The 24477-nt window shown below is 64.6% G+C and carries 26 protein-coding genes and 1 tRNA gene; 18 read left to right on the forward strand and 9 right to left on the reverse strand.

All coding sequences use genetic code 11. The features are described from left to right. The coding region (locus ACFPFW_RS17350) for a methyl-accepting chemotaxis protein (protein WP_379771700.1) at positions 1 to 904 on the forward strand (904 nt) is incomplete at its 5' end. A 74-nt stretch (positions 905 to 978) separates the two neighbouring features. On the opposite strand, the gene ACFPFW_RS17355 is transcribed toward ACFPFW_RS17350, so the two are convergent. Beyond that, positions 979 to 1554: an NAD(P)H-dependent oxidoreductase gene (locus ACFPFW_RS17355; protein ID WP_114957887.1), complete on the reverse strand. Its 576-nt coding sequence runs from the start codon at positions 1552 to 1554 to the stop codon at positions 979 to 981. Beyond that, positions 1551 to 2246, reverse strand: coding sequence for a helix-turn-helix domain-containing protein (locus ACFPFW_RS17360; RefSeq protein WP_114957886.1), 696 nt, complete (start codon positions 2244 to 2246; stop codon positions 1551 to 1553). The genes ACFPFW_RS17355 and ACFPFW_RS17360 overlap by 4 nt, the downstream gene beginning before the upstream one ends. Before the next feature lie 139 nt (positions 2247 to 2385). Here ACFPFW_RS17360 and ACFPFW_RS17365 point away from each other — a divergent pair, with 139 nt between their 5' ends. Together ACFPFW_RS17365 and fixJ are read left to right on the forward strand one after the other, a co-directional pair. Beyond that, positions 2386 to 3867 carry a PAS domain S-box protein gene (locus ACFPFW_RS17365; protein ID WP_114957885.1) on the forward strand — a complete coding sequence of 494 codons (1482 nt, stop codon included), beginning with the start codon at positions 2386 to 2388 and terminating at the stop codon, positions 3865 to 3867. Continuing rightward, positions 3857 to 4474 carry a response regulator FixJ gene (gene fixJ / locus ACFPFW_RS17370; RefSeq protein ID WP_114957884.1) on the forward strand — a complete coding sequence of 206 codons (618 nt, stop codon included), beginning with the start codon at positions 3857 to 3859 and terminating at the stop codon, positions 4472 to 4474. Before ACFPFW_RS17365 ends, fixJ begins: the two co-directional genes overlap by 11 nt. Here the strand turns inward: fixJ and yddG are convergent. The 3 genes from yddG to ACFPFW_RS17385 form a co-directional block, all read right to left on the reverse strand. Next, positions 4471 to 5358: an aromatic amino acid exporter YddG gene (gene yddG, locus ACFPFW_RS17375; protein WP_114957883.1), complete on the reverse strand. Its 888-nt coding sequence runs from the start codon at positions 5356 to 5358 to the stop codon at positions 4471 to 4473. The genes fixJ and yddG overlap by 4 nt on opposite strands. Before the next feature lie 63 nt (positions 5359 to 5421). Continuing rightward, on the reverse strand, positions 5422 to 6174 hold the full coding sequence (locus ACFPFW_RS17380) for an AraC family transcriptional regulator (RefSeq protein WP_114957882.1): 753 nt from the start codon (positions 6172 to 6174) through the stop codon (positions 5422 to 5424). Then, the gene (locus ACFPFW_RS17385) at positions 6171 to 7571 is read right to left on the reverse strand and encodes an aminotransferase-like domain-containing protein (protein ID WP_114957881.1); all 1401 of its coding nucleotides are present in this window, start codon (positions 7569 to 7571) and stop codon (positions 6171 to 6173) included. The genes ACFPFW_RS17380 and ACFPFW_RS17385 overlap by 4 nt, the downstream gene beginning before the upstream one ends. 101 nt (positions 7572 to 7672) lie before the next feature. Here ACFPFW_RS17385 and ACFPFW_RS17390 point away from each other — a divergent pair, with 101 nt between their 5' ends. Next, positions 7673 to 8536, forward strand: coding sequence for a DMT family transporter (locus ACFPFW_RS17390; protein ID WP_114957880.1), 864 nt, complete (start codon positions 7673 to 7675; stop codon positions 8534 to 8536). Positions 8537 to 8539: 3 nt separating this feature from the next. Here the strand turns inward: ACFPFW_RS17390 and ACFPFW_RS17395 are convergent, their stop codons facing one another. Next, complete coding sequence (locus ACFPFW_RS17395) at positions 8540 to 9547, reverse strand: hypothetical protein (protein ID WP_114957879.1); 1008 nt, start codon at positions 9545 to 9547, stop codon at positions 8540 to 8542. A 355-nt stretch (positions 9548 to 9902) separates the two neighbouring features. Between ACFPFW_RS17395 and ACFPFW_RS17400 the strand changes: the two genes are divergently transcribed. Further along, positions 9903 to 10736, forward strand: a complete 834-nt coding sequence (locus tag ACFPFW_RS17400; RefSeq protein ID WP_379771705.1) for an SAM-dependent methyltransferase — start codon at positions 9903 to 9905, stop codon at positions 10734 to 10736. Positions 10737 to 10766: 30 nt separating this feature from the next. After that, complete coding sequence (locus tag ACFPFW_RS17405) at positions 10767 to 12122, forward strand: APC family permease (protein ID WP_379771707.1); 1356 nt, start codon at positions 10767 to 10769, stop codon at positions 12120 to 12122. 37 nt (positions 12123 to 12159) lie between these two features. On the opposite strand, the gene ACFPFW_RS17410 is transcribed toward ACFPFW_RS17405, so the two are convergent. Next, positions 12160 to 12723 (reverse strand): TetR/AcrR family transcriptional regulator, encoded by a 564-nt coding sequence (locus ACFPFW_RS17410; RefSeq protein ID WP_379771709.1) that lies wholly within the window; start codon positions 12721 to 12723, stop codon positions 12160 to 12162. Positions 12724 to 12839: 116 nt separating this feature from the next. On the opposite strand from ACFPFW_RS17410, the gene ACFPFW_RS17415 reads away from it, so the two are divergent. After that, positions 12840 to 13754, forward strand: coding sequence for an oxidoreductase (locus ACFPFW_RS17415; RefSeq protein WP_114957877.1), 915 nt, complete (start codon positions 12840 to 12842; stop codon positions 13752 to 13754). 56 nt (positions 13755 to 13810) lie between these two features. Here ACFPFW_RS17415 and ACFPFW_RS17420 read toward each other — a convergent pair. Further along, a tRNA-Ser gene (locus ACFPFW_RS17420) sits at positions 13811 to 13900 on the reverse strand. A 205-nt stretch (positions 13901 to 14105) separates the two neighbouring features. On the opposite strand from ACFPFW_RS17420, the gene rplU reads away from it, so the two are divergent. From rplU to proB, 5 genes are all read left to right on the forward strand, one after another. After that, a complete protein-coding gene (rplU, locus tag ACFPFW_RS17425; protein ID WP_114957876.1) occupies positions 14106 to 14543 on the forward strand; it encodes a 50S ribosomal protein L21 in 438 nt (145 codons plus the stop codon). A 6-nt stretch (positions 14544 to 14549) separates the two neighbouring features. Beyond that, on the forward strand, positions 14550 to 14822 hold the full coding sequence (rpmA, locus tag ACFPFW_RS17430; protein WP_114957875.1) for a 50S ribosomal protein L27: 273 nt from the start codon (positions 14550 to 14552) through the stop codon (positions 14820 to 14822). Positions 14823 to 15000: 178 nt separating this feature from the next. After that, on the forward strand, positions 15001 to 15582 hold the full coding sequence (locus ACFPFW_RS17435) for a GNAT family N-acetyltransferase (RefSeq protein ID WP_379771712.1): 582 nt from the start codon (positions 15001 to 15003) through the stop codon (positions 15580 to 15582). Then, entirely contained in the window at positions 15579 to 16622 is a 1044-nt protein-coding gene (gene obgE / locus ACFPFW_RS17440; RefSeq protein WP_114957873.1) for a GTPase ObgE, read from the forward strand. Before ACFPFW_RS17435 ends, obgE begins: the two co-directional genes overlap by 4 nt. Before the next feature lie 54 nt (positions 16623 to 16676). Beyond that, positions 16677 to 17801 (forward strand): glutamate 5-kinase, encoded by a 1125-nt coding sequence (gene proB, locus ACFPFW_RS17445; protein WP_114957872.1) that lies wholly within the window; start codon positions 16677 to 16679, stop codon positions 17799 to 17801. Between the two features lie 98 nt (positions 17802 to 17899). Here proB and ACFPFW_RS17450 read toward each other — a convergent pair whose 3' ends face one another. After that, positions 17900 to 18703, reverse strand: a complete 804-nt coding sequence (locus ACFPFW_RS17450) for a DUF72 domain-containing protein (protein ID WP_114957871.1) — start codon at positions 18701 to 18703, stop codon at positions 17900 to 17902. Positions 18704 to 18776: 73 nt separating this feature from the next. Between ACFPFW_RS17450 and ACFPFW_RS17455 the strand changes: the two genes are divergently transcribed. From ACFPFW_RS17455 to ACFPFW_RS17480, 6 genes are all read left to right on the forward strand, one after another. Beyond that, positions 18777 to 20018, forward strand: coding sequence for a glutamate-5-semialdehyde dehydrogenase (locus tag ACFPFW_RS17455; RefSeq protein ID WP_114957896.1), 1242 nt, complete (start codon positions 18777 to 18779; stop codon positions 20016 to 20018). Continuing rightward, the gene (locus ACFPFW_RS17460; RefSeq protein WP_114957870.1) at positions 20015 to 20623 is read left to right on the forward strand and encodes a nicotinate-nucleotide adenylyltransferase; all 609 of its coding nucleotides are present in this window, start codon (positions 20015 to 20017) and stop codon (positions 20621 to 20623) included. Before ACFPFW_RS17455 ends, ACFPFW_RS17460 begins: the two co-directional genes overlap by 4 nt. 105 nt (positions 20624 to 20728) lie before the next feature. Then, complete coding sequence (rsfS, locus tag ACFPFW_RS17465; RefSeq protein ID WP_379771791.1) at positions 20729 to 21100, forward strand: ribosome silencing factor; 372 nt, start codon at positions 20729 to 20731, stop codon at positions 21098 to 21100. A gap of 18 nt (positions 21101 to 21118) precedes the next feature. Further along, positions 21119 to 21601: a 23S rRNA (pseudouridine(1915)-N(3))-methyltransferase RlmH gene (gene rlmH, locus ACFPFW_RS17470; RefSeq protein ID WP_114957868.1), complete on the forward strand. Its 483-nt coding sequence runs from the start codon at positions 21119 to 21121 to the stop codon at positions 21599 to 21601. Between the two features lie 58 nt (positions 21602 to 21659). Next, positions 21660 to 22955: a murein hydrolase activator EnvC family protein gene (locus ACFPFW_RS17475; protein WP_379771716.1), complete on the forward strand. Its 1296-nt coding sequence runs from the start codon at positions 21660 to 21662 to the stop codon at positions 22953 to 22955. After that, on the forward strand, positions 22955 to 24397 hold the full coding sequence (locus tag ACFPFW_RS17480) for a S41 family peptidase (RefSeq protein ID WP_114957895.1): 1443 nt from the start codon (positions 22955 to 22957) through the stop codon (positions 24395 to 24397). Before ACFPFW_RS17475 ends, ACFPFW_RS17480 begins: the two co-directional genes overlap by 1 nt. Positions 24398 to 24477: the final 80 nt, after the last annotated feature.

A 24477-nucleotide genomic window follows, 5' to 3' on the forward strand; every position in this document is an offset into this window, starting at 1 on the left:
TGAGGCGCGGCGTCTGGGCGAACTCGCCGAGATCGAGAACCAGGCGAAGATGAAGCGCGCCCAGCGCCTCGACGAGCTGACCCGGACCTTCCAGGCCTCGTCGTCGGAACTGGTGCGGTCGCTGTCGGCGGCGGCGTCGGAGATGGAGGCGACGTCGGGCTCGATGTCGGCGACGGCGGAGGAGACCAACCAGCAGGCGGTGGTGGTGGCCTCGGCGGCGGAGCAGACCTCGGCCAATGTGCAGACGGTGGCGGCCTCGACCGAGGAGCTCGCCTCCTCGGTCGGCGAGATCAGCCGCCAGGTCGGCGAGAGCGCGCGGATCGCCGAAGCCGCGGTCGACGAGGCGAAGAAGGCCGATCAGATCGTCCAGTCGCTGGCGCAGAGCGCGCACAAGATCGGCGACGTCGTCTCGCTGATCGCCGACATCGCGGCGCAGACCAATCTCCTGGCGCTCAACGCCACGATCGAGGCGGCGCGCGCCGGCGAGGCCGGCCGCGGCTTCGCGGTGGTCGCTTCCGAGGTGAAGGAACTGGCCAGCCAGACCTCGAAGGCGACGAGCGACATCTCCAACCAGATCGCCGAGATCCAGACCGCGACCGAGGAAGCGGTGGCGGCGATCCGCGGCATCGGCGGCACGATCGATACGATCAACAAGATCACCTACACGGTGGCCGCCGCGGTCGAGGAGCAGGGGGCGGCGACCAACGAGATCGCCCGCAACGTCCAGCAGGCGGCGCAGGGCACCCAGCAGGTGACGATGAACATCGAGCAGGTGAAGGAAGCGGCCGGCACCACCGGCGCCGCCTCCGCCCAGGTGCTGGCGGCGGCGCAGGAACTCGCCCGCCACTCCGCCAATCTCGGCGGCGAGGTCAACTCCTTCCTCTCCAACGTCCAGGCCGCCTGATCCCCCAACCCCAGGCGTAACCAAAGGCCGGTCCAGAACGGACCGGCCTTTTCATTTTTGCATTCCGGGAATGGTCAGCCTGCCACGGCCGCCCGAAGGCGCAGTTTGTCGAGCCAGCGATCCCGATCCTCAAGCGATAGCTTGTCAGCTCGGCCGATGATCATGCGCCGGAGCGGCCGGATGCCGACGAGCCGCAGAACGTTACGCTCCAGTACCTTCAGCTCATGGGGACGGAACTGGAGAGGGTAGAGCGAGGATGGCATGCACATCGTGACGATCACGCTGGCGGTTTTGCCCGTCAGCAATGGCTTCGGCCCCGTTCTGCTTTCGGTCAGGGCGAAGCCGGGGCGAAGCAATTGTTCGAGAAAGCCCTTGAGCAGCGCCGGCATGCAGCCCAGCCAGAGCGGAAAGATCAGGACGATGTGGTCGGCCCAGGCGACGCTCTCCTGCGCCAGCGCGATCTCTTTCGATGGCGGCTGACGCCACTCGCTGTGGGAGCGGAGAAGAGGGAAAGTCACCGCCGCGAGATCGATGCGGCGGACGAGATGGCCGTTCTGTTGTGCCTCATCGCAATAGACGTCAGCCAGCGATTGGCAAAGATGAGGCTCTTTGCCATCCGGATGTCCCTGAATGACGAGGATGCGTGTCATCCCATAGGCGGATTAGAAAGCACTGTTAGTTTCACCCTGTCGCGGAAAACGATGTGGCGGGTGGTTGTGAGGACGATCGCGTCGATGCGCTCGAGCTCGCTGAGCATGCGCGATACGGTTTCGATGGTGAGTCCGAGATAATCGGCGATGTCGTAGCGCGACATCGGCAGATCGACAGAGGTTTCGGTTCCGACGCGGGAGCCGAGATTGAGCAGGAAGTTCGCGAGCCGCTCGATGGCGCTCCTGCGGCTGAGGACGACCTGGGCACGTGTGCGCTCGAGCGTGCGGCCGGTGAGCGACAGAAGCTCCTGGGCCATGGCGCAATTGTTCTCGGCTGCACGATCGATCAGCGAGCGCTGGAAAACGAGAAGCTGGGTCGCGGCGACCGCTTCGGCGGACAGCGAATGATCGTCATTGAGTTCGAGGCCGAACACGTCGTCCGGAAAATGAAAGGCATCGATCTGCCGGCGGCCGTCGCCGAGAAGGGTGAAGGTGCGTACGACACCGGATTTGACCTTGTAGACGAACCTGCGGGGCATGCCCTGCCCGAAGACCCGTTCGTCGGCCGCGTAGCTCATCACCACGGCCGGAACCGTGCCGGTGCCGCTCAGCTGCTCCGATCGTGGCGCCGAATGACACGCATCGATGCGCTCTTCGTGGGCAACTCCGATTGTCGAGCAGGCCGTGAGCATTTGCGGTCTCCCTCCGTCTCCAAATCAGTATGCGGAGCGGGGAAATCGCGAAATAAGGAGTGTCGCGTACGGGATTTCGCTTAACGTTCAACGGAGCATGACGCTCCCATCGGTTGCGGGTAACGAGTCGTAGTTCTTGATGACAGATCAGGCCGCCCGTTCGGAGACGAAAAAGGCCATCGGCTATGTCGTGGCTTGTGCCACCCTAGCGACGGGCGTGCTGATACGCGGTCTGCTCGAGCCCTTCACCGGCACGGCCGCCGGCTATCTCCTGTTCTTCCCGTCCATCGTCGTCGGAGCCGCGATCGGTGGCCTCGGGCCGGCTTTGACCGCGACTGCGCTCGCTACCTCCATCGGCATGCATGCGAAATGGCAGGCCGGACTGGCGCAGACCGATCTTCTCTATGCCGCCCTGTTCGCACTCAACGGGATCGGCATCGGCATCATTGGCGAGCGCGTCCGGCGAAGCCAGTGGCGGTGGAAGACCACGACGCGGGCGCTGCGCGGACGCGAGGCGCATCTGAAGTCGATCCTCGACACCGTGCCGGATGCGATGGTCGTTATCGACGAGCAGGGCATGATCCAGTCCTTCAGCTCCGCCGCCGAGCGGCTGTTCGGCTGGTTCGCCGACGAGGCTGTTGGCAGAAGCATCTCCATCCTGATGCCCACTCCCTATCGGGAAGCGCACGATACCTATCTCTCGCGCTATCTCGCGACCGGCGAGGCGCGCATCATCGGAACCGGCCGGGTCGTCGTCGGCCTGCGCAAGGATGGCTCCACATTTCCGATGGAATTGTCGGTCGGCGAGATGCGCTCGATGGACCAGCGCTTCTTCACCGGCTTCGTCCGCGACCTGACCGAGCGGCAGCAGACCGAAACGAGGCTCCAGGAACTGCAATCCGAACTGATCCACATCTCCCGGCTGAGCGCGATGGGCGAGATGGTCTCCACGCTCGCGCACGAGCTCAACCAACCGCTCTCGGCAATCGCGAACTACCACGCCGGAACGCTGCTCTACCTGAAGGACAGGAATGACGAGACCGCGGAGCTACTGCGCTCGCCGTTGCAGCATGCGAGCGATCAGGCATTGCGGGCCGGCGAGATCATCCGGCGCATGCGCAATTTCGTGGCGCGCGGCGAGACGGATCGGGAGGTCTTCAGTATCGGGCGCATCGTCGAGGAAGCGGGCGCACTCGCGCTTGTCGGCGCCAAGGAGCGCGGCATCCGGACGTCCTTCGTCTTCCAGCGCGAGAACATTCATGTCTTCGCCGATCGCGTTCAGATCCAGCAGGTCATCCTCAATCTCATCCGCAATGCGGTCGAGGCCATGGACGGCTGCCCGCGCCGCGAACTCCTCGTCATGGTTGCGAAAACGGAAGGCGGTTATTCCACAGTCAGCGTGGCCGATACCGGCAGCGGCATCGCGCCCGAGGTCGCGGACCAGCTGTTCCAGCCCTTCGTGACCACGAAACGCGAAGGGCTCGGCGTCGGCCTGTCCGTCTGCCGGACGATCATCGAAGCAAACGGCGGTCGGATCGAAGTTGACGAAAACCCAGGCGGCGGCACGATTTTCAGGTTTACACTGCCCCTGACTCAGGAGGAGGCTGCCGATGGCCGATGACTCGGTCGTGTGTGTCGTTGACGATGATGCGGGAGCGCGCCAGTCGCTGAGTTTCCTGCTCGGCATGGCGGGCATGAAGGCGGAAGCCTTCGAAGCTGGCCCGCATTTTCTGGAATCCCGGGCTGCCGATATCTGCAAATGCCTGATCGCTGATGTCCGCATGCCGCTGATGTCCGGCATCGAACTTCTGGACGCGATCAAGGCGCGGCGCCCTGAGCTCAGCGTCATCGTCATAACCGGCCATGGCGACGTCCCGCTGGCAGTCGAGGCGATGAAATCCGGCGCGGCCGACTTCATCGAGAAGCCTTTCGACAATGAACGTCTGCTCTCGTCCGTGCGGGCGGCGATATCCCAGCCCAGCGAAGAGATGAATCCCGTCAAGGCGGCGATCGAGGAGCGGCTGAACACCTTGTCGAGCCGCGAGAGGCAGGTCCTGATGAGTCTCGTGCGCGGCAATCCGAACAAGATCGTCGCCTATGAACTCGGCATCAGCGCCCGCACGGTCGAGATCCACCGCGCGCATGTGATGTCGAAGATGCAGGCGAAGAGCCTGGCCGATCTCGTGCGCTTCGCGCTGGTCGCGGGCTGCCTCAACGAGCCGGGTTAGGCCGCCTTCGCGGCGATGGCCGCGCCGCCGATGATCAACAGCGCCGCGACGATGATCGCGAGGCTCGATTCGGCCTGCCCGGTCAAGATCAGGAGCAGGGTCGAGACGAGCGGGGCTAGGTAGGAGAGCGCGCCGAGAAGCGGCAGGTTGCCGTGCTTGGTCGCATGATCCCAGGCGAAGAAGGCGAGGCCCGTCGGGCCGAGCCCGAGCGCGACGATCGCCAGCCATTGCCCGCCGTTCGGCGCGATTGTCGTTTCGAAGACCAGATGACAGATCGCGCCCGCGACGGCGATCGCGCCGCAGACACCGACGAGCATGCCGCTAGGCGTCGCGCCATATTTCCGGTTCGCGACCGAATAGCCCGACCAGACGAAGGCGCAGCCGAACGCGGCGAGATAGCCCATGGCCGCCCCCGCCGAGGCGGCTTCGGTGTTCTTGCCGAGGAACAGGCTGAACGTGCCGGCAAGGCCGAGCACTGCGCCGATCAGATGGGGGAGCCGCAATCGCTGCCCGGCGGCGAGCGTCGACAGCAGCACGATCAACAGAGGCCAGAGATAGGCGATCAGGCTCGCCTGCGCGGCGGGAGCGGCCGAGAGCGCGAAGAAATAGAGCGCGTGGTAGAGGAAGATGCCGACGAAAGCGGTCAGCCAGGGGGCCGCCGGCTGGCGAAGCTCGGCCAGACGTTCGCGCCCACCCATGGCGAGTGCCGCGAGGCCTGCGAGAAAGGCCACGCCGAAGGTCAGCGACAATAGCTCGAAGCTCGGAATGCCGTTCGCGTGGACGGTGAGCAGGGCAAGCGCCGCCCACAGCATGATCGCGACGAGGCCGATACCGGTCGCCCGCGCCTGGCCGGGACGCGCCGCTGTTTCGCTGAGTTCCGACATTCCATCCTCCGCGCCGTCTCTAGCCCCGCCGGCGCGCTCCGGATTGGCGTTTCCTCGCGAAGTTTATGCAGAACCTCTCGCCGTGACGGCAAGGCGGGCGTTTCGCCGGTATTGCCCAGGAGTGATGCCGTCGGAGAGGCGCATGCGGCGGGTCAGGGCGCTTTGGTCCGTGTGTCCGGTTCGAGCGGCGATCTCGGCAATGGATAGGTCCGTTGCCGCGAGGAGCTGCCTCGCCTGGTCGAGCCGCAGTCGCGACAGAGCCGCATGGGGGCTTTCTCCCAAGGTTTGCTTGAAGAGAGCATGAAGGCGCGAAGGACTGACGCCGCAGGCAGATGCGATCTCCGCTATGCCAATCGACCTCGAGCTGTGCGCTCGCATGAACGACAAAGCGGTGTGGATCCGACCGTCGCGGCGATGGGACAGGCTCGAGATGAAGAGGCCGTTCCACGCCGAAATCGCTTCGGTCGTCAGGTCCTCGCGCGCGAGCCGGGCCTCCAGAAAGTCGATCAGGCCCTGAGTATCGGCGCCGATCGTGAAGAACGGTGTCCCGACGAATGTATCGGCCATTCCTGTCGGCACGAATGCGTCCTCGACCGGAAGGTCGGCGACGATGAAGCGGTTCTTGCCGCGTGCGCTGAACGCATGCGTTTCGCCGGCGGCGATGAACACGCCGACGCCCTGCGAGACCTGTCCGTTGCGATGCTCGACCTCAAGGTCGAGGGCACCCCGGCACGGCAGCACGATCTGATGATAATCGTGCCGGTGCAGATTCACCTGATCCGCGTAGGATCGCAGTTCGACGCAGATCCCGTTCATCGTGATTCCCGCATCGCGGCCTCGAGCACCTCGAACATCCGCTCATCCAAGGACTGCGAAACATTGAAACGCAAGAAGCCATTCGCGCTTCGTGATAGGCTGAAGGCATTGCCAGGTGCGAGCACGACGTTCCGGGCGAGTGCCCGTTTCGCGATCTCGGCGGCGTCTAACCCCTCAGGGAGGCGGCACCATAGGAGCATGCCGGCTTCCGGCTCGATCCACGGTGTCAGGCCGAGTGGCGCCAACCGGGCGATCGTGGCGTCGCGTGCCCTGGAGAGGCGCACGCGCAGCCCCTCCATGTGTCTGCGATAGCTGCCGTCCTTGAGGATCGACAGGACAAGCTCGGCCGACATCCGGCTGCTGCCGAACGAGGTTGCGATCCGCAGATCCGTGAGACCCTCGATCCAGCCGCGCGGCGCGGCGATGAAGCCGCAGCGGAGCGACGCCGAGAGCGTCTTGGAGAAACTGCCGATATGGACGACGCGGTCCAGCCCGTCGAACGCCGCGAGCCTCGGCGCCGGCGTCTGTTCGAAATCGGCGAAGATGTCGTCTTCGACGATGGTCAACCCGGCCTCGTCGGCCAGCTTGAGCACCTTGTGCGCCGTGACCGGCGAGAGCGTCGCGCCCGTCGGGTTCTGCAGCGCGGAATTGGTGATGTAGAGCCGCGGGCGGTGTTCGCTCAGTGCTCGGGCGAACAGGCCGATATCCGGTCCGCTCGGCGTATACGGCACGCCGACGACCCTGGCCTGATGAGCGCGCAGCATGGAGTGGAAGTTGAAATAGCAGGGGTCGTCGACGAGCACGGTGTAGCCGGGCTGCAGCAGATAGCGGCAGACGAGGTCGATCGCATGGGTGCCGGAATCGACGAGCAGGATTTGTTCGGGCGATGCCTCGATCCCGCGTTCCGCCATGCGGCGCGCCAGCAATTGACGGAGCGGCGTCAGGCCGAGCGGGGAACCGTAATCGGCGAGTGTGGAATCATCGGCGCGCGAGAGCGCCCGCAGCGCCTTTCGCAGGGCGTCCTCCGGCATCCATGACGGAGGCAGCCAGCCGCAGCCGGGCTTCAGCACATCGTCGCCGGCTTCCAGCGATTGGCGCGCGATCCAGAACGGATCGACCGCCCGGTCGAGCGTCGGCCCGATCTCGGCGAGAGACAGAGGCGCCAGCGGTGCCGCGACATAGAAACCGGAGCCGGGCCGCGAGCGGATCGCGCCTTCGGCCGCGAGCCGGTCATAGGCCTCGACGACTGTCGAGTTGGAGACCCGCATCGTCTTCGCGAACGCACGTATGGATGGGAGTTTCGCGCCGGGCACGAGCGTTCGCGCGGCGATCCGGCCCCGGATCGTCGCCACCAGGCCGTCGGCAAGCGTGCCGTTGCCGATGACCCGCTCTTCCATCTGTACCGCTCCGGAGCCCATTACAGTTATGCTAAACTGTACTCCACCGTATCTGGGAAATCCACGCTCGATCGCCGCATGAATGGCCATGGGAGATCGGAATGGGTGAAGCGAATTCGGGCTGGATCAACGGCTTTCTCGGCGTCGTCATCTTCAGCGGCTCACTGCCGGCGACGCGAGTGGCAGTAATGGATTTCGATCCGATATTCCTGACCATGGCGCGTGCCGCCATTGCCGGGCTGCTCGGCGCGCTGCTCATACTGGCCTTCCGGGAAAGGCGTCCGGGTCGCGGCGATCTCGTTTCTCTGCTGATCGTCGCGCTTGGCGTGGTCGTCGGATTTCCGCTGCTGACAGCATTGGCGCTTCGGCACATCACCTCCGCCCATTCGATCGTCTTCATCGGCCTCCTGCCACTGTCGACCGCGATCTTCGCGGTGCTGCGCGGTGGCGAGCGGCCCCGGCCGGTCTTCTGGCTGTTTTCCGGTCTCGGCAGTCTCGCCGTCGTCGGCTTCGCCTTGGTGCAAAACGGTACGGCTTCGCTGACGGGTGATCTGATGATGCTCGGGGCAATCGTCGTCTGCGGTCTCGGCTATGCCGAGGGAGCGAAGCTCACACGCACGCTCGGCGGCTGGCAGGTCATCTCGTGGGCGCTGATCCTGTCGCTGCCCTTCACGGCGGCGCTCGCGATCGCCACCATGCCGGCGAGCTTTGCGGGCGTCGGCCAGCCGGCATGGCTCGGCCTCGGCTATGTCTCGACCTTCAGCATGCTGATCGGCTTCGTGTTCTGGTATCGCGGCCTCGCCCAGGGCGGCATCGCGGCGGTCGGGCAACTGCAACTGCTCCAGCCATTCATCGGCCTGACGCTGGCGGGTTGGCTGCTGCACGAGCCCGTCAGCGCATTGATGCTCGCGGTAACGATTTTCGTCGTGCTCTGCGTTGCCGGTGCGAGGAGATATGCCCGCTGATCGTCAGAATGGTCGGAGCAGGACCTGATCGCTCCAGACCGTGCTGCGGACCTCGGCGATGCCGATACCGGCGCGCTCGGCCAAGGGCCGGAACACTTCGATGCCCCGGAGGATCAGCTTGACCCGGCTGCCCTCGGCCAGCCGCTGGCGCGCCTCGTCGGCCCGGGTCACGGAACCGGCGACGAATTTTACGTTCGCGGCCTTCAGCGCGCTCAGATTGGCGACGATTGCCTCGTCGTTCCCATATTCGAACAGGCCGCCCTCGGAGCAGGCCGCCACGACGCCAGTCAGGCTGCCGAGCAGATTGCGAAGGACCGCCGTGTCGTTCCAGTCATAGGCCAGGTGTTCGAAGGAGATATCGAGCCCGGCGAGCTTGCGGCCGCGATCCTGCAACGCATGGAGGGCGTTGCGCCCGAAATACGGGCCGGGCTCGGCCATGTCGAGGACGTGGATCGTGAGCGGCCGGTTCAGCAGTTCCGGAGACGAGACCGCCAGCAGCATCAGGGCGTTGATGCTGTCCATCGCCGGCCCGCCCGCGATGTTGACGATATGCAGCGGGCGCTTGTCGTTCTCGGAGAGCTCCGCCCGCAGGCCATCCGCGATCAGGCGCGCGGTCTGCTGGGTCCGCATCCGCAGGAAGGTCGCATGCGGCGAGGACGCGAATCTGCGGTCCATCGGCGTGTCGTGGGGCGGCACGAGATGGTCGCCGCCGAGCTTCATCACATAGGTGCTCATCCCGTCGAGGAACGAGCCCTTGGGGTCGAACAGGGCGCGCGCCAATCGGGATTTCTTCGCCGCCGATTTCAACAGGAGCCGCCAGATGAATTTCGGCACGCGGCGGCGCTGGCGCTCGCTCCTTTCGATCTCGCGATTGAGTGCGGCGATCGTCTCCGCATCTTCCCGGATCGCAAACCGTGAATGCGCAATGTCCAGCACCGGCAGTTCGTAACCTTCGCGCGTCATGGCGAAGGCCACGCCGTCGCGCTTCATGTCGTCGATAGCCGACGTCATCGACCTAACCTCTCAACTCGATACTCTTTGGTCGTTTCGGAAACGTCCGGGTTCGGGTGCCGCTCCATTGGCTGGCCACCGCTCATGACCCGAGAAAATGCAGCGCTCCGTCCGGCCGTGTCGCAACGGCACACGGACGCTCTAGACGATCCGCGGATCACCGCACGAGCGTGGATGTATCAAAGGCTGTCGGATCGCTTGAAGTTTACAGATTGACACATGCCGCTCGCGGGGTGGGAAACTTCTGCGACATCTCCGCCCCACCATGACGTCCTACCTACCGACCCTTGGACGGGGCTGCCGGGACGGAATCACCGTTGCCGCGGCACCGCCTGGGCGACTGCTGATGGAGGCCATGATGCTTTTCCACGAACGCGGCGCGTTGCCTGTTCGTTTAGGCAATTGGGCGATCGGCGTGCTCCTTGCGGTATCCGTTGCCCTGCCGCTTCCGGCGAGCGCGCAGCTCGTACCGGCCCAATACCAGCCGGAATCCGGCCAAGCCGGCAAGGATGTGGTCTGGGTGCCGACGCCTCAGGCTCTCGTCGATCGCATGCTCGACATGGCGAAAGTCACCCCTAAGGACCGCCTGATCGATCTGGGGTCTGGCGATGGCCGGACCGTGATAACGGCCGCGAAGCGCGGGCTGACCGCCAGAGGCATCGAATACAATCCCGACATGGTGGCGCTGGCGCGGCGGAACGCGGCCGACGCCGAGGTCGCCGAGCGCGCGACTTTCGAACAGGCCGATCTCTTCGAAACCGATCTTTCGACGGCCGAGGTGATCACCCTGTTTCTGCTTCCCTCGATCAACGAGAAGCTCCGTCCGCGCATCCTCGAGCTCGCGCCCGGCACGCGGATCGTTTCCAATACGTTCGATATGGGCGACTGGCCGGCTGACGAGACCTCGGTGGTCGGCGACGGTTGCGAGCGCTGGTGCCGCGCCCTGCTCTGGATCGTTCCGGCCAAGGTCGATGGAGCCTGGCGGCTGGGTGAGCAGGAGTTGCGCCTCAGCCAGCGCTATCAGTCGTTCTCCGGCACCCTGGGTTCGGCGACCATCGCCGATGCGAAGCTCGACGGCACGAAGATCTCCTTCACCGCCAACGGCGTCCGATACACCGGGACGGTGAGCGGCGACACGATGAAGGGCGATTCATCGACGGGCAGTCCATGGTCCGCCTCACGCGGCTGATTCCATTCACCTCTCTGGAAGGAACGAGCCGTGACCGATCACGCCAGCCCGTCCGTCGACAAAAGCCCCCGTCCCATCCTCTCCGTCGTCGACGGGATTTCCATGCTGGTCGGCATCGTCGTCGGGATCGGCATCTTCAAGACGCCGCAGATCGTCGCTGCCAATGTCGGCAGCGAGGCGACGTTCCTCGCCGTGTGGCTGCTCGGCGGCGCGATTACCCTGGTTGGAGCGCTGGTCTATGCCGAACTGGGCTCCGCCCACCCGAACACCGGCGGGGAATATCATTTTCTCGACAAGGCCTTCGGCCGCACGACCTCGCTGATGTTCGCCTGGGCGAGGCTAACCGTCATCCAGACCGGCGCGATCGCCGCGGTTGCATTCGTGTTCGGCGACTACGCTCAGCGCATCCTTTCCCTCGGCGATTGGGGTTCGGCGATTTATGCCAGCCTGGCGATCCTGATTTTCACCCTGATCAATCTGTTCGGGACGCCAAAGGGCCGGGGCGTCCAGCTGTTCTTCAGCGCGTTGACCATCCTGGGAGTCTCGACCATCGCCCTTGCCGGCATTCTGCATGATGGGGCGCCTCCGCAGCAGCCCGCTGCTTCCACAGCGCCGAGCGGCGCCGTCGGGCTCGCCATGGTCCTGATCCTGCTGACCTATGGCGGCTGGAACGAGACGGCCTATCTATCCGCGGAATTGAAAAATCCGAGGCGCAACCTTCCGCGTGTGCTGCTCTTCGGTATCGCCGTGATCACGGTTCTCTACGTGCTGATCAATCTGGCCTACCTGAACGTCCTCGGTCTGGAAGGGCTCAGGCAGAGCGATGCCGTCGCGGCCGATGCGATGGCGCGAGTATTGGGCGACGGCGGCTCCGCCTTTCTCGCGCTCGCGATCTGTGTCGCCGCGCTGAGCACGCTCAACGGAACGATCTTCACCGGCGCGAGGCTCTATTATTCCCTCGGTCGCGATCTGCCGCTCATCGGTCCGCTGGGCACCTGGCAGACCGAGAGGAACGCGCCGGTGAACGCCATCATCGCCCAGAGCGCGATCGCTCTCGCCCTCGTGCTCCTTGGCGCGGCAACGAGGACGGGCTTCCAGACGATCGTTGAATATACCGCGCCGGTATTCTGGTTTTTTCTGCTGCTGGTAGGGCTGGCCGCCCTGATCCTGCGGACGCCGGGCGCCCGGTCGGGTGAGGTCTTCCGCGTTCCGTTCTACCCGGCCGCTCCGCTGATCTTCAGTCTGACCTGCGCCTACCTGCTCTATTCGAGCGTGGTCTATACCGGCACGGGCGCGCTTCTCGGCGTCGGCGTCCTGCTGCTCGGGTTGCCGGTGGTGCTGGCGGACCGGGCGGGCGGGGTCTTTAGGGCGATCACCCGACCCTGAGCTTGGCCGATGAGGTGACGCTTGCGGACACCAGGGATCAGATTTCGCCCTCCAGCGCGTCGAACGCTTCATGCAGTAGCTCGTCAAATGGACGTTTGCCGTCTTCCCTGCTCAAGGCATCGGACGCGAGACGCATCGCGCCAATGGCCATCATGGCAACGAGTCTGAGTCCAGTTTCGCGCTCAGGCTTCGGCCATCGTTCCCGCAGAGCCGCAAACAGCGCCTTCTCGTGCTGGATGTAGGACGCTTGCTTTCGAGCCTGAACCGCTTCGCTGGAACGCATCAAGCGGTCGATAGCGATCATGTCGTCGGCAGGGATGGGCGCGCAAACCTTCAGTATCGCATCGCGGATAGCGTGAAGAGGTCGCTTGTCCTGCGGCTCTTCCCGCAGCGCGGCGACGAGCATGTCGCCCATGCCGTTTTGCAGGGACAGCAGAATGTCGTCCTTCGATTTGAAATAATAGAAGAACGTCCTCCGTGAGATGCCCGCCTTGGCCGCGATCTCGTCGAGCGTCGTCGCCTCATAGCCCTTCTCGATGAAGAGGCACATTCCGGCATCAGTGATGCGCCGCAGGGTTTCGCGGCGCTTGTGTTCCCGCAAGCCTTCGCGGGGCGCGTTCTGGTCGCTGCTCCTTGTCATGGAAAATGGCCTGTTGAAAATTACACTCAGTGCGATATTATTTTACACCAAGTGCAGTTTTTTGAGAAGGCAGGATCATGGCAAAGTGGACGGCGTCGGATATTCCCTCGCAGACAGGACGCTCAGCCGTCATCACCGGCACCGGGGGGCTCGGGTACGAGAGCGCCCTCGCTCTGGCGCGGGTGGGCGGTGAGGTCATCATCGCGGGCCGCAATCCCGAGAAGGGCGCGGCTGCGGTCACGAAAATCCGTCACGAAGAGCCTTCTGCGATCGTCCGGTTCGAGCAGGTCGATCTTGCCAGCCTCCAGTCCATCGCGGATTTCGGCGAAAGGCTACGGAATCAGGAAGACAACCTTGATCTCCTCATCAACAACGCGGGCGTGATGGTGCCGCCGAAGCGGCAGGAGACCGCGGATGGTTTCGAGTTGCAGCTCGGCACCAACTATCTCGGCCATTTCGCGCTCACGGGCCAGCTCATGCCGCTTTTGCTCAAGGGGAGGAATGCGCGGGTGGTCACGCTATCGAGCGTCGCCGCCCGTAACGGCGCGATCGACTTTGACGATCTGAATGCGGGCAAGAGTTACAATCCGATGCAGGTCTATAGCCAGTCGAAGCTCGCCTGCCTGATGTTTGCGTTCGAGTTGCAGCGGCGCAGCGAAGCCAACCTGTGGGGCGTTGAGAGCATCGCCGCGCATCCAGGCGTTTCCCGCACCGATCTCCTGCACAACGCGCCGGGCCGCTGGAGCATCACCGGCATCACGCGGTCCCTGCTCTGGTTCCTGTTCCAGCCCGCGTCGCAGGGCGCCCTCCCCACGCTCTTCGCAGCCACGTCACCTCAGGCGAAACCTGGCGCGTATTACGGCCCGGACAGGATGAGTGAAACACGCGGGCATCCGGCCTTGTCGAAGGTCCCGCCGCAAGCATCGGACCGGGCTGCTACCGCGCGCCTCTGGCAGGTCTCCGAGGAGCTTACCGGCACCCGTTTCGGGTAATCACCCGCGCAGCCGCTGCAGCTTCTGGATAGTAAAGGTGGCAATCGGCGGGGAAATGGCGGAGAGGGTGGGATTCGAACCCACGGTACCCTTGCGGGCACAACGGTTTTCGAGACCGTCCCAATCGACCTCTCTGGCACCTCTCCGCGAGCCGTCATGCGATGGGAAGCGACCGTGTATACGGACCTTTCGCGCCGCACAAGCGTGAACCGTGAATTGGTTGACGCAGGACCGTCATGGATATAAGGAGAGCCCCTCGCAGAGGTGGGATTCGTCCCGGTCCTCTTCGTATCACCCTTAGGCTGCAAAGAAGACGGTCCTTCGAGGCCGATCCGAACACGGGAGAAATCGATGTTCGCAGTCATCAAAACCGGCGGCAAGCAGTACCGCGTCGCCGCGAATGACAAGATTACCGTCGGCCGTCTGGCTGGCGATGTCGGCTCCACGGTGGAGCTCGGCGAGGTTCTGGCGCTTGGCGGTGATACGCCGAGCTTTGGCGCTCCGTTCGTGGATGGCGCCCGCGTCGTGATCGAGATCGTCGAGCACAGCCGCGGCGACAAGGTCATCGCGTTCAAGAAGCGTCGCCGGCAGAATTCGAAGCGCAAGCGTGGTCACCGTCAGGACCACACCGTGATCCGCATCACGGACATCCTGGCGAAGGGCCAGGAAGCCAGCGCGAAGCCGAAGGCGGCCAAGAAGGTTGTCGAGGCGACAGATGCAGACGCAGCCCCGGCCAAGAAGCCGGCGGCGAAGAAGGCCGCCAAGGCGGCCGAGACCGAGACGGAGTAAAGACCGATGGCACATAAGAAAGCAGGCGGTTCGTCGCGCAATGGTCGCGACTCGGCCGGCCGTCGCCTCGGCGTGAAGAAGTTCGGCGGCCAGGCGGTCGTTGCCGGCAACATCATCGTGCGTCAGCGCGGGACCAAGTGGCATCCCGGCGCGAACGTTGGCATGGGCACGGATCACACCCTTTTTGCCCTCGTCGATGGCCAGGTGGCCTTCGTCTCGAAAGCCAACGGCCGCACGTATGTGACGGTCGCCCCGGCCATGGCCGAGGCAGCAGAGTAAACGGCGGATCAAGCGACGGTTCCGCCGGTGTCAGTCGACCCGGTGGAGCCGAATGGGCTCCAAAGTTCCGAAGGGGAGGCTGGCAAAGTCTCCCCTTCGTCGCATCTGGAGCTGCGTCATGATCTGCGAAGAACGCGAAGCATTACAGCACGAAGACTGTATCCTCAGGACGGGCAGATTGGTCCTGCGCCGTCCGCGCGCGAGCGATGCCGAAGGCGTCGCCCGTCTCGCAAACGATCGATGGATCGCCGAGAACACGGCGATGATTCCGCACCCCTATACGCTCGCCAATGCCAAGGACTGGATTGCCGGCATCCGCGCCGACGACAAACAGCATTTCCTGGCATTCGCGGAGATCGATGGCGTTCAGACGCTGGTCGGCGCGGGCGGCTTGAGCGAGGGTGAGGGCGGCGTACTGGATTTGGGCTATTGGCTCGGTGCGCCGTTCCGCGGAAAAGGCTATGCGACGGAGATCGCCCGCGCGCTCGTGGATTATGCCTTCGAGCAGATCGGTGTTGATCGCATCACCGTGTCGTGCCGTGTGACCAACACGGCGTCGCGACGCGTGATCGAGAAATGCGGATTTCAATGGTCGGGCTGCGGCCTTGCCAGCTCGCTCGGTTTCAAGGGCGCCTTTCCGGTCGACCGCTTCCGTCTGGAGCGGTGGATCTGGGAGAGCCTGGTGTCCTGGGGCCGCAATCGTAGCGGACGGCGTATCGTCCCGCAGATGCAGTCCCAGATGGGAGAAGCGACTTTATGAAGTTCCTTGACCAGGCGAAGGTCTACATCCGCTCCGGCGACGGTGGCGCCGGAGCGGTTTCCTTCCGCCGCGAGAAGTTCATCGAGTTCGGCGGGCCGAACGGCGGCGACGGCGGCCGCGGCGGCGACGTATGGGCGGAGTGCGTCGATGGGCTGAATACGCTCATCGACTACCGCTACCAGCAGCACTTCAAGGCGAAGACGGGCGGTCACGGCATGGGCGCTAACCGCACCGGCGCGGGCGGCGACGATGTCGTCCTCAAGATGCCGGCGGGCACGCAGATCTTCGAGGAGGACGAGGAGACGCTCATCGCCGACATGACCCATGTCGGCCAGCGCGTTCTTCTGGCAAAAGGAGGCAATGGCGGCTTCGGCAACGCCTATTTCAAGACCTCGACAAATCAGGCGCCGCGCCGCGCGAATCCGGGTCTCGAGGGCGAGGAGCGCTGGCTGATCCTGAAGCTGAAGCTCATCGCCGACGCGGGACTCGTTGGCCTGCCCAATGCCGGCAAGTCGACCTTCCTGTCCACGGTGACCGCGGCGAAGCCGAAGATCGCCGACTACCCGTTCACGACGCTCCATCCCGGTCTCGGCGTCGTCCGTCAGGACGGCCGAGAATTCGTGCTCGCTGACATTCCGGGCCTGATCGAGGGCGCGCATGAGGGTATCGGCCTTGGCGACCGCTTCCTCGGCCATGTCGAGCGCTGCCGCGTTCTCCTTCATCTCGTCGACGGCACGCAGGAGCATGCGGGCGAGGCCTACAAGACCGTTCGCGCCGAGCTGGAAGCCTATGGCGGCGGGCTCGCGGAGAAGGAGGAGGTCGTCGTCCTGACCAAGGCCGACGCGCTCGATCCCGAGACGCGCAAGCAGCAACTCGCCCGCCTGAAACGCGCGGCGAAGAAGACGCCGCTGATCATGTCCGCCCATTCCGGCGAGGGCGTGCCTGAAGCGCTTCGGGCACTGCTGGGCATCATCGACATTGATCGCGCCATCGAGGACGCGGAAAAGGCGCCGGTCGCGCGCACCGAATGGCGACCGTGACGGCTGACGCAGTTTTGTGTTAGCGCCTGTCCACTCTCGCTTTTCGGCCGCCCCGTGACCGTTCCCCAGCTCATCCAGTTCCGCCGCGTCGTCGTGAAGATCGGCTCGGCCCTGCTCGTCGACCACGAACAGGGCGCCTTGAAGCGCGCCTGGCTGGAGAGTCTCGCCGAGGATATCGCGGCGATCCGCCATCGCGGTGCGGATGTGCTGGTCGTCTCGTCTGGCTCGATCGCGCTCGGCCGCACCATCCTCGATCTGCCGAAGCGGGTGCTCCGCCTCGAAGAAAGCCAGGCCGCCGCGGCCGTCGGCCAGATCGCATTGGCGCGCGCGTGGTCGGAAGTGCTCGGCACCCATGGCCTGACCGCCGGCCAGATTCTGCTGACGCTCGGCGATACGGAAGAGCGCGAGCGCTATCTCAACGCCCGCGCGACCATCGCCCGGCTGATCGACTTCAAGGCCGTCCCGGTCATCAACGAGAACGATACCGTCGCCACGACCGAGATTCGTTACGGCGACAACGACCGCCTCGCCGCGCGGGTCGCGACCATGGCGAGCGCCGATCTCCTGATCCTGCTGTCGGATATCGACGGACTCTATACGGCCCCTCCGGCGCAGGACCCGAGCGCCAAACATATCCCGGTCGTCCCGCGCATTTCGGCGGAGATCGAAGCCATGGCCGGAGGCGCCGCCTCGGCGCTGTCGCGCGGCGGTATGCGGACCAAGATCGAGGCCGGCAAGATCGCGACCTCGGGCGGCACCCATATGGTCATCGCCTCGGGCAAGATCATGCATCCGATCCGCTCGATCGAGCAGGGCGGTCGTTCGACCTGGTTCCTGGCCTCGGGCACTCCCTCCGCCGCCCGCAAGACCTGGATCGGCGGTTCACTCGAACCGAAGGGCGCTCTGGTCCTCGACGACGGCGCGGTGAAGGCACTCCGCAGCGGCAAGAGCCTGCTCCCGGCGGGCGTGACGCGTGTCGAAGGTGGCTTCCAGCGCGGCGATGCGGTGGTCATTCGGGATTCGGACGGCACTGAGATCGGCCGCGGGCTCGTCGCCTACGATGCCGCCGACGCGCTTCGCATCGCCGGCAAGAACAGCGCGGCCATCGAGGAAGTGCTCGGTGCGCCCTTCCGCAGCGTCATGGTCCATCGCGACGATCTGGTGATCGCCGGGCGGTAACGTCGGGTAGAGCACGGCTTTGCCGCAAGTGAACGCTGGGTCCAGATTCTGCGATGCGCCGCCCGCGCACGCGATCCGCGAAATGCAATTGACGGGCGTTAATCGCTCGTCATAGCGACCAGCCGCTCCGCGTCTTTCGGCGCGGCGCTTTTCTGGTCATTGTCGAAGTAGACGAAGACGTCGCGACCCTCCTTGCGCCAGCCTGCAATCGCCGCCGCCGTGTCCGACAAGGCGTCGTCCGCGTAGCTGCCGGCATAGCGCCCGTCTGTCCCGTGACCTCGTACATACACGAAATCCGCGGTAGCCTCCGGTGGTGCCGGGGCGGCAGCATGGTCGCTGATGCAAAGCGCGATATTGTGGTCGCGCAGCAGGTTGAAGATCGCCGGCTCGTACCAGCTCTCGTCGCGGAACTCGAACGTGTAGCGGTGTTCCTTCGGCAGTTGCGTCAGGAAGCTCGCGAGTCGCTCGCGATCGACCTTCATCTGCGGAGGCAATTGGAAGAGCACTGGTCCGAAAGCCGGTCCGAGGCCGGACATTCTGCCGAACACCATCTCGATGCTGTCTTCGCAGTCCTTCAGCCGGCGGAAATGGGTGATGAACCGTGATGCCTTCCAGGCGAAGACGAAGCCCTCGGGAACGGTCTCGCGCCATTCGTCGATCGCCTTGACCGTCGGCAGCCGATAAAAGGAGTTGTTGATCTCGGCGGTATCGAAGCGGCTTGCGTAGAAGCTGAGGAGCTCCTTTATCTTCACTTCCTTTGGGTAGAAGGGGCCGCGCCAACTGCCATAATGCCAGCCGGACGTGCCAATACGCAGCTGCGTTCCGGCGGCTGTATTCAGTGTGTCGCTCCGCGTTTTCTGCCGTATAGAAGACGCGCGATTAGAGTTTTCGAGTATGGTCATGAATGTTGCCACCCAGGGGCTGAACGCACTAAAGGCCCAAGAGGTCGCGTCGGCTTCGAATATTTCTTCGGTTATGAGCGAAATCGGGCGCTCGGCCAGTGCCGCCGCGCGGGTGCTGGCGCTTGCCGGCCGACCGGAGAAGGATCGCGCGCTCAAGGCCATGGCCGCCTCGATCCGCCGTCATGCACCGGATATCCTCGCCGCAAACGAGATCGACGTCGCAGAGGCGCGCAAGGCGGGCTCGACCGGCGCGCTGATCGACCGGCTGATCCTCAACGACAAGCGCATCGAAGGCATGGCCGAGGGCATTGAGACCGTGGCCGCGCTGGAAGATCCGGTGGGCCGAGTGCTGGCGGGCTGGACCCGTCCGAACGGCCTCGAATTCGAGCGCGTCTCCTGGCCCATCGGCGTCATCGGCGTCGTCTATGAAAGCCGCCCGAATGTCACCGCTGACGCCGCCGCGCTAACGCTGAAGTCGGGCAATGCGGTGATCCTGCGCGGCGGATCGGACAGCTTCCGCTCCTCGTCGGCGATCCATGCCGCAATCGTCGAGGCGCTGCGCGAGACGGGCCTGCCCGAGGCCTCCGTCCAGATGGTGCCGACCCGCGACCGTGCCGCCGTCGGCGAGATGCTGTCGGGCCTCGACGGCAATCTCGACGTCATGGTGCCGCGCGGCGGCAAGAGCCTCGTCGCCCGTGTCCAGTCGGAAGCGAAGGTGCCGGTATTCTCGCACCTTGACGGCAACTGCCACATCTACGTCCACGCTCCTTGCGATCTCGACATGGCAAAAACCATCGTCCTGAACGCCAAGCTCCGCCGCACCGGCGTCTGCGGTGCGGTCGAGACGCTGCTCGTCGATAGGGCCCTCGCTGGGACACATCTCGCGCCGCTCGTGACCATGCTGCTCGATGCCGGCTGCGCAGTTCGCGGCGATCAGGCGACGCGGGCGGTCGATCCGCGCGTGACGACGGTGACCGAGGAGGACTGGGCGACCGAGTTCCTCGACTCGATCATCGCGGTCGGCGTCGTCGACGGCCTCAATGCCGCGATCGAGCACATCGAGACCCACGGCTCACATCACACCGATGCGATCCTGACCGGCGACACCGATGCCGCCGAGCGGTTCCTGCGGGAAGTCGATTCCGCCATCGTCCTGCACAATGCATCGACCCAATTCGCCGACGGCGGAGAATTCGGCTTCGGCGCCGAGATCGGCATCGCAACCGGCCGCATGCATGCGCGCGGTCCGGTCGGGCTGGAGCAACTGACGAGCTTCAAATACCGCGTCCGCGGGTCGGGCCAGACCCGGCCGTGACGGAGCGGCTCCCGGCCTCGGTGCCGGGCATGCGGATCGGTCTCTACGGCGGTTCGTTCAACCCGGCCCATGCCGCGCATCGCATGGTCGCCGAGCGTGCTCTCAAACGGCTTGGCCTCGATCGCGTCTGGCTGCTGGTCACGCCCGGCAATCCGCTGAAGGAGACGAACGGTCTCCGTCCACTCGCCGAGCGCATTGCCATCGTTGGTCGCGTGATGCGCGATCCCCGCATTGTCCCGACCGGCATCGAGGCCACGCTCGGCACGCATTTCACGATCGACAGTCTGAAGGCACTCAAGGCCCGCTGCCCGGGCGTCCGCTTCGTCTGGATCATGGGCGGCGACAATCTGCGCGACTTTTCACGATGGCGCGATTGGCGGGGAATCGCCCGGCAGATGCCGATCGCCGTGATCGACCGGCCGGGCACGACGCATTCGGCCGTGCGCTCGAACGCGGCGCAATGGCTAAGACCATACCGGATCGAGGAAAGCGACGCGGCGATGCTCGCCGACCTCAAGCCGCCATCATGGGTTTTCCTGCACGGCCCCCGCTCCGACCTGTCCTCGACGGCCGTCCGCCAGGGCGCTTCACCCGAGCCAGCTTGAAGAATACGTCATCTGGGCCCATTATCATGACGGTGCGGACATGATCCGCACTCATCGAGGGCGATACCACTGCAGATGCACCAGACCCCGGAGCCAGCCTTGACTGTGCTTCCGACAAGCGCCGGCCCCTTTTCGGGAGACGGCCTGATTTCCCTGATCCACGGCCTTCTCGACGAGGCGAAAGCCGAAGAGACCGTCGCGATCGATCTGAAGGGAAAATCTTCCCTGGCGGACCAGATGGTGGTCACCCAGGGACGCTCCAACCGCCACGTAGCCTCGATTGCCGATCGCGTCGTGCAAGGTCTGAAGGATGCCGGTGCCGGCAAGCCTCGGGTCGAAGGCATGAACACGGCCGACTGGGTGCTGATCGATGCGGGAGACGTGATCCTCCACATCTTCCGCCCGGAAGTCCGCGCCTTCTACAATCTCGAGAAGATGTGGTCCGCCGACCGTCCGGAAGAGCGGCTGGTCGTCTGAGCGTATCATGACGGCGGCATGAGGATTGTTGTCGCCGCCGTCGGGCGCATGAAGGACGGGCCTGAGCGTGAACTCGCGGCCCGATATCTCGAACGTGCGGAACAGGCCGGGCGCGCCATTTCGCTCGGACCCTTCGACATACGCGAAATTCCGGAGAGCCGGTCGCGCCGGCCGGAAGATCGCAAGCGCGACGAAGCGCAGGCCATTCTCGCGCTCCTTGATTCGTCCTCGCCCCTGATCGTTCTCGACGAGCGCGGCAAATCCCCCTCCAGCACGGAATTTTCGGCCCGCATCGGCCGTTGGCGCGACGAGGGGGCATCGGCTCTTCAATTCGCCATCGGCGGTGCTGACGGACTTGACGAGACAGTCCGAGCGAGGGCTGCAATGGTGCTGTCCTTCGGCGGACTGACCATGCCGCACCAGCTCGTGCGCGTGCTTTTGGCCGAGCAGCTCTATCGCACTACGACCATTCTCTCGGGACATCCCTATCACCGGGAGTGACTGGAGCGCCGGCAAGTGGTTAATGGATCGTCAATGCTTGCGGGACTTCACTGAGCCGATGCGGCGGTATTCAGGCTCACTTCTTCTACGCGGACTGTTCGTGGCCGGCCTTTGCTCGGCCCCTGTGCTTGCCCAGGCACAGGACCAGCAATCCGACCCCGAGATCAGGCAGAAAGAGCTCCAGGATCGCAAGGGAGAGCTTGAGCGCTCCAAAAAGTCCGAGACCGCGATCCACGCCGAGATCGAGGTCTTGTCGCGCGAACGCGCCGAGCTCAACGCCGATCTCGTTCGCACGGCGGGAAAGATCCGCGACACCGAGACCAAGATGAGCGCGACGGAGCAGCGCCTCACCGATCTCGGCGAGGACGAGGCCGATGTCCGCAAGAAGCTCGATGGCAGCCGTGCCGTCGTCGCCGAACTCCTCGCCGCGCTCCAGCGGATGGGTCGCCAGCCGCCGCCAGCTCTTCTCGTTCAGCCGGAGGATGCGCTCACCTCCGTCCGCTCGGCGATGCTGCTCGGCACGGTCCTGCCGGAGATTCGCGAGCAGACCGAGGAATTGGCGCAGGACCTGGCGGAGCTGAATCGCGTCCGCAATGACATCTCGGTCGAGAGGAACAGACTCACCGCCGATCGAGCCGATCTCGACGCTTCGCAGGCGCGCCTAAAGCTGCTCGTCGATGCCCGCCAGCGGCGGCAGGAGGAGCGGGAGAAAGCCCTCGTCGAAGAGCAGGATCGCAGCCAGCAGCTTTCCCGCGAGGTGAAATCTCTCGAAGATTTGATCGCCCGGATGGAGCGGGATGTCGCGACCGCCCGCGACGCCGCAGCCGCCGCGGCAGCGGCCCAGCCACCGGTCAATCCCGGCCGTTCCGACTTCGCCGCCCTCAACGATCCGGGCCGCATGTCGCCGGCGATCGCCTTCTCTTCCGCGAGGGGCATGTTGCCGCTTCCGGCCTCCGGCGAACGCATTTTCGGGTTCGGCGAAGACGATGAATTTGGCGGACAGCGCAAGGGCGTCTCAATTTTGACGCGAGCGGCGGCTCAAGTAACAGCGCCCTGCGACGGCTGGGTGGTCTATGCGGGGCCGTTCCGATCTTACGGACAACTCTTGATCCTGAACGCTGGCGGTGGATACCATGTCCTCTTGGCGGGAATGGACAAGATCGATGTCTCTCTGGGGCAGTTCGTTCTGACCGGCGAACCCGTCGCCCAAATGGGCGAAAATAGTAAAGTAGCTTCGCTCGTCACTGCGAATTCCGCACAGCCCGTGCTGTATGTGGAATTTCGCAAGGACGGCCAGTCGATCGATCCTAGCCCCTGGTGGGCCAGCAGCACTGCCGAGAAGGTCCGTGGATGATGCGTAAGGTTTCCCTTGTTTTTGCCGGCGCCCTTCTCGGCGCCACCGCGATGAGCGTCGTCCAGGAGCCGGGTCTTTTCACCAAGGCCTGGGCAGCGGCGAACGCGGACACGTATCGCAGCCTCAATCTCTTCGGTGACGTGTTCGAGCGCATCCGCGCCGACTATGTCGAGAAGCCGGACGACTCGAAGCTGATCGAGACCGCCATCAACGGCATGCTCGCGGGCCTCGATCCGCATTCGAGCTACATGGACGCCAAGCGCTATCGCGACCGCCAGGTCGACATTCGCGGCGAGTTCGGCGGCCTCGGCATCGAAGTCTCGATGGAAAACAATCTGGTGAAGGTCGTCAGCCCGATCGACGACACGCCAGCGGCCCGCGCCGGCATCCTCGCCAACGACATCATCACCCATATCGACGGTGATCCGATCGAGGGCCTGACGTTGCAACAGGCGGTCGAGAAGATGCGCGGACCGGTGAACACGCCGATCGTGCTCAAGATCATGCGCAAGGATTCGGAGCCGCTCGAGGTCAAGCTCGTGCGCGACCTGATCCGCATTCAGGTCGTCAAGCACCGCACCGAAGGCACCGATGTCGGCTATATCCGCCTCGCCTCGTTCAGCGAGCAGACGGCCGAAGGCATGCAGAAGGCGATCGAGGACATTCACTCGAAGATCCAGGACAAGGATCTGAAGGGCTACGTCATCGACCTGCGTAACAATCCGGGTGGTCTGCTCGACCAGTCGATTCAGGTCGTCGACACCGTGCTCGAGCGCGGCGAGGTGGTCTCCACCCGCGGCCGCCAGCCGGAAGACGTGCAGCGCTACAGCGCACGTTCCGGCGACTTGACGAATGGCAAGCCGATCATCGTGCTGATCAATGGCGGTTCCGCTTCCGCGTCGGAGATCGTCTCCGGCGCCCTGCAGGACCACAAGCGCGCGACGATCCTCGGCACGCGTTCGTTCGGCAAGGGTTCGGTGCAGACGCTCATCACCATGGGCAATAACGGCGCCCTGTCGCTGACCACCGCCCGCTACTACACGCCGTGCGGCCGCTCGATCCAGGCCAAGGGCATCGAGCCGGACATCATGGTCGAGCCGGTGATCCCGGACGAGCTGAAGGGCAAGGACCGCACGCAGGGCGAAGCCGGTCTGCGCGGGCACCTGCTCGGCACCGGCGAGAAGCCGCGCCAGGCCGATCCGGTCTCGCAGGACGAGATCTCGAACGACGACAAGGACAAGGATAAGGGCGGCGGATCATCGGCCTATGTTCCGCCGGATCCGAAGGACGACGTCCAGCTGCAGAAGGCGCTTGAGCTCCTGCGCGGCACGGCGACCGATGCGACCTTCCCGCCGAAGCCCGGCGAACTCAGCGCCGAGTGCGCCCAGATGGCCAAGAAGTCCGATGCGGGCTCCAAGGCTCCGAAGAAGGTTGCCAACTGACCTTTTTCACAGGTCAGCTTACGAGAATCAGCGGCTGCGATTAGATTCGCAGCCGCTTTCTTTTTGCTCGGGTGCCAGCC

It is taken from the genome of Flaviflagellibacter deserti (assembly GCF_042652085.1).
Lineage (GTDB): Bacteria > Pseudomonadota > Alphaproteobacteria > Rhizobiales > Methylopilaceae > Flaviflagellibacter > Flaviflagellibacter deserti.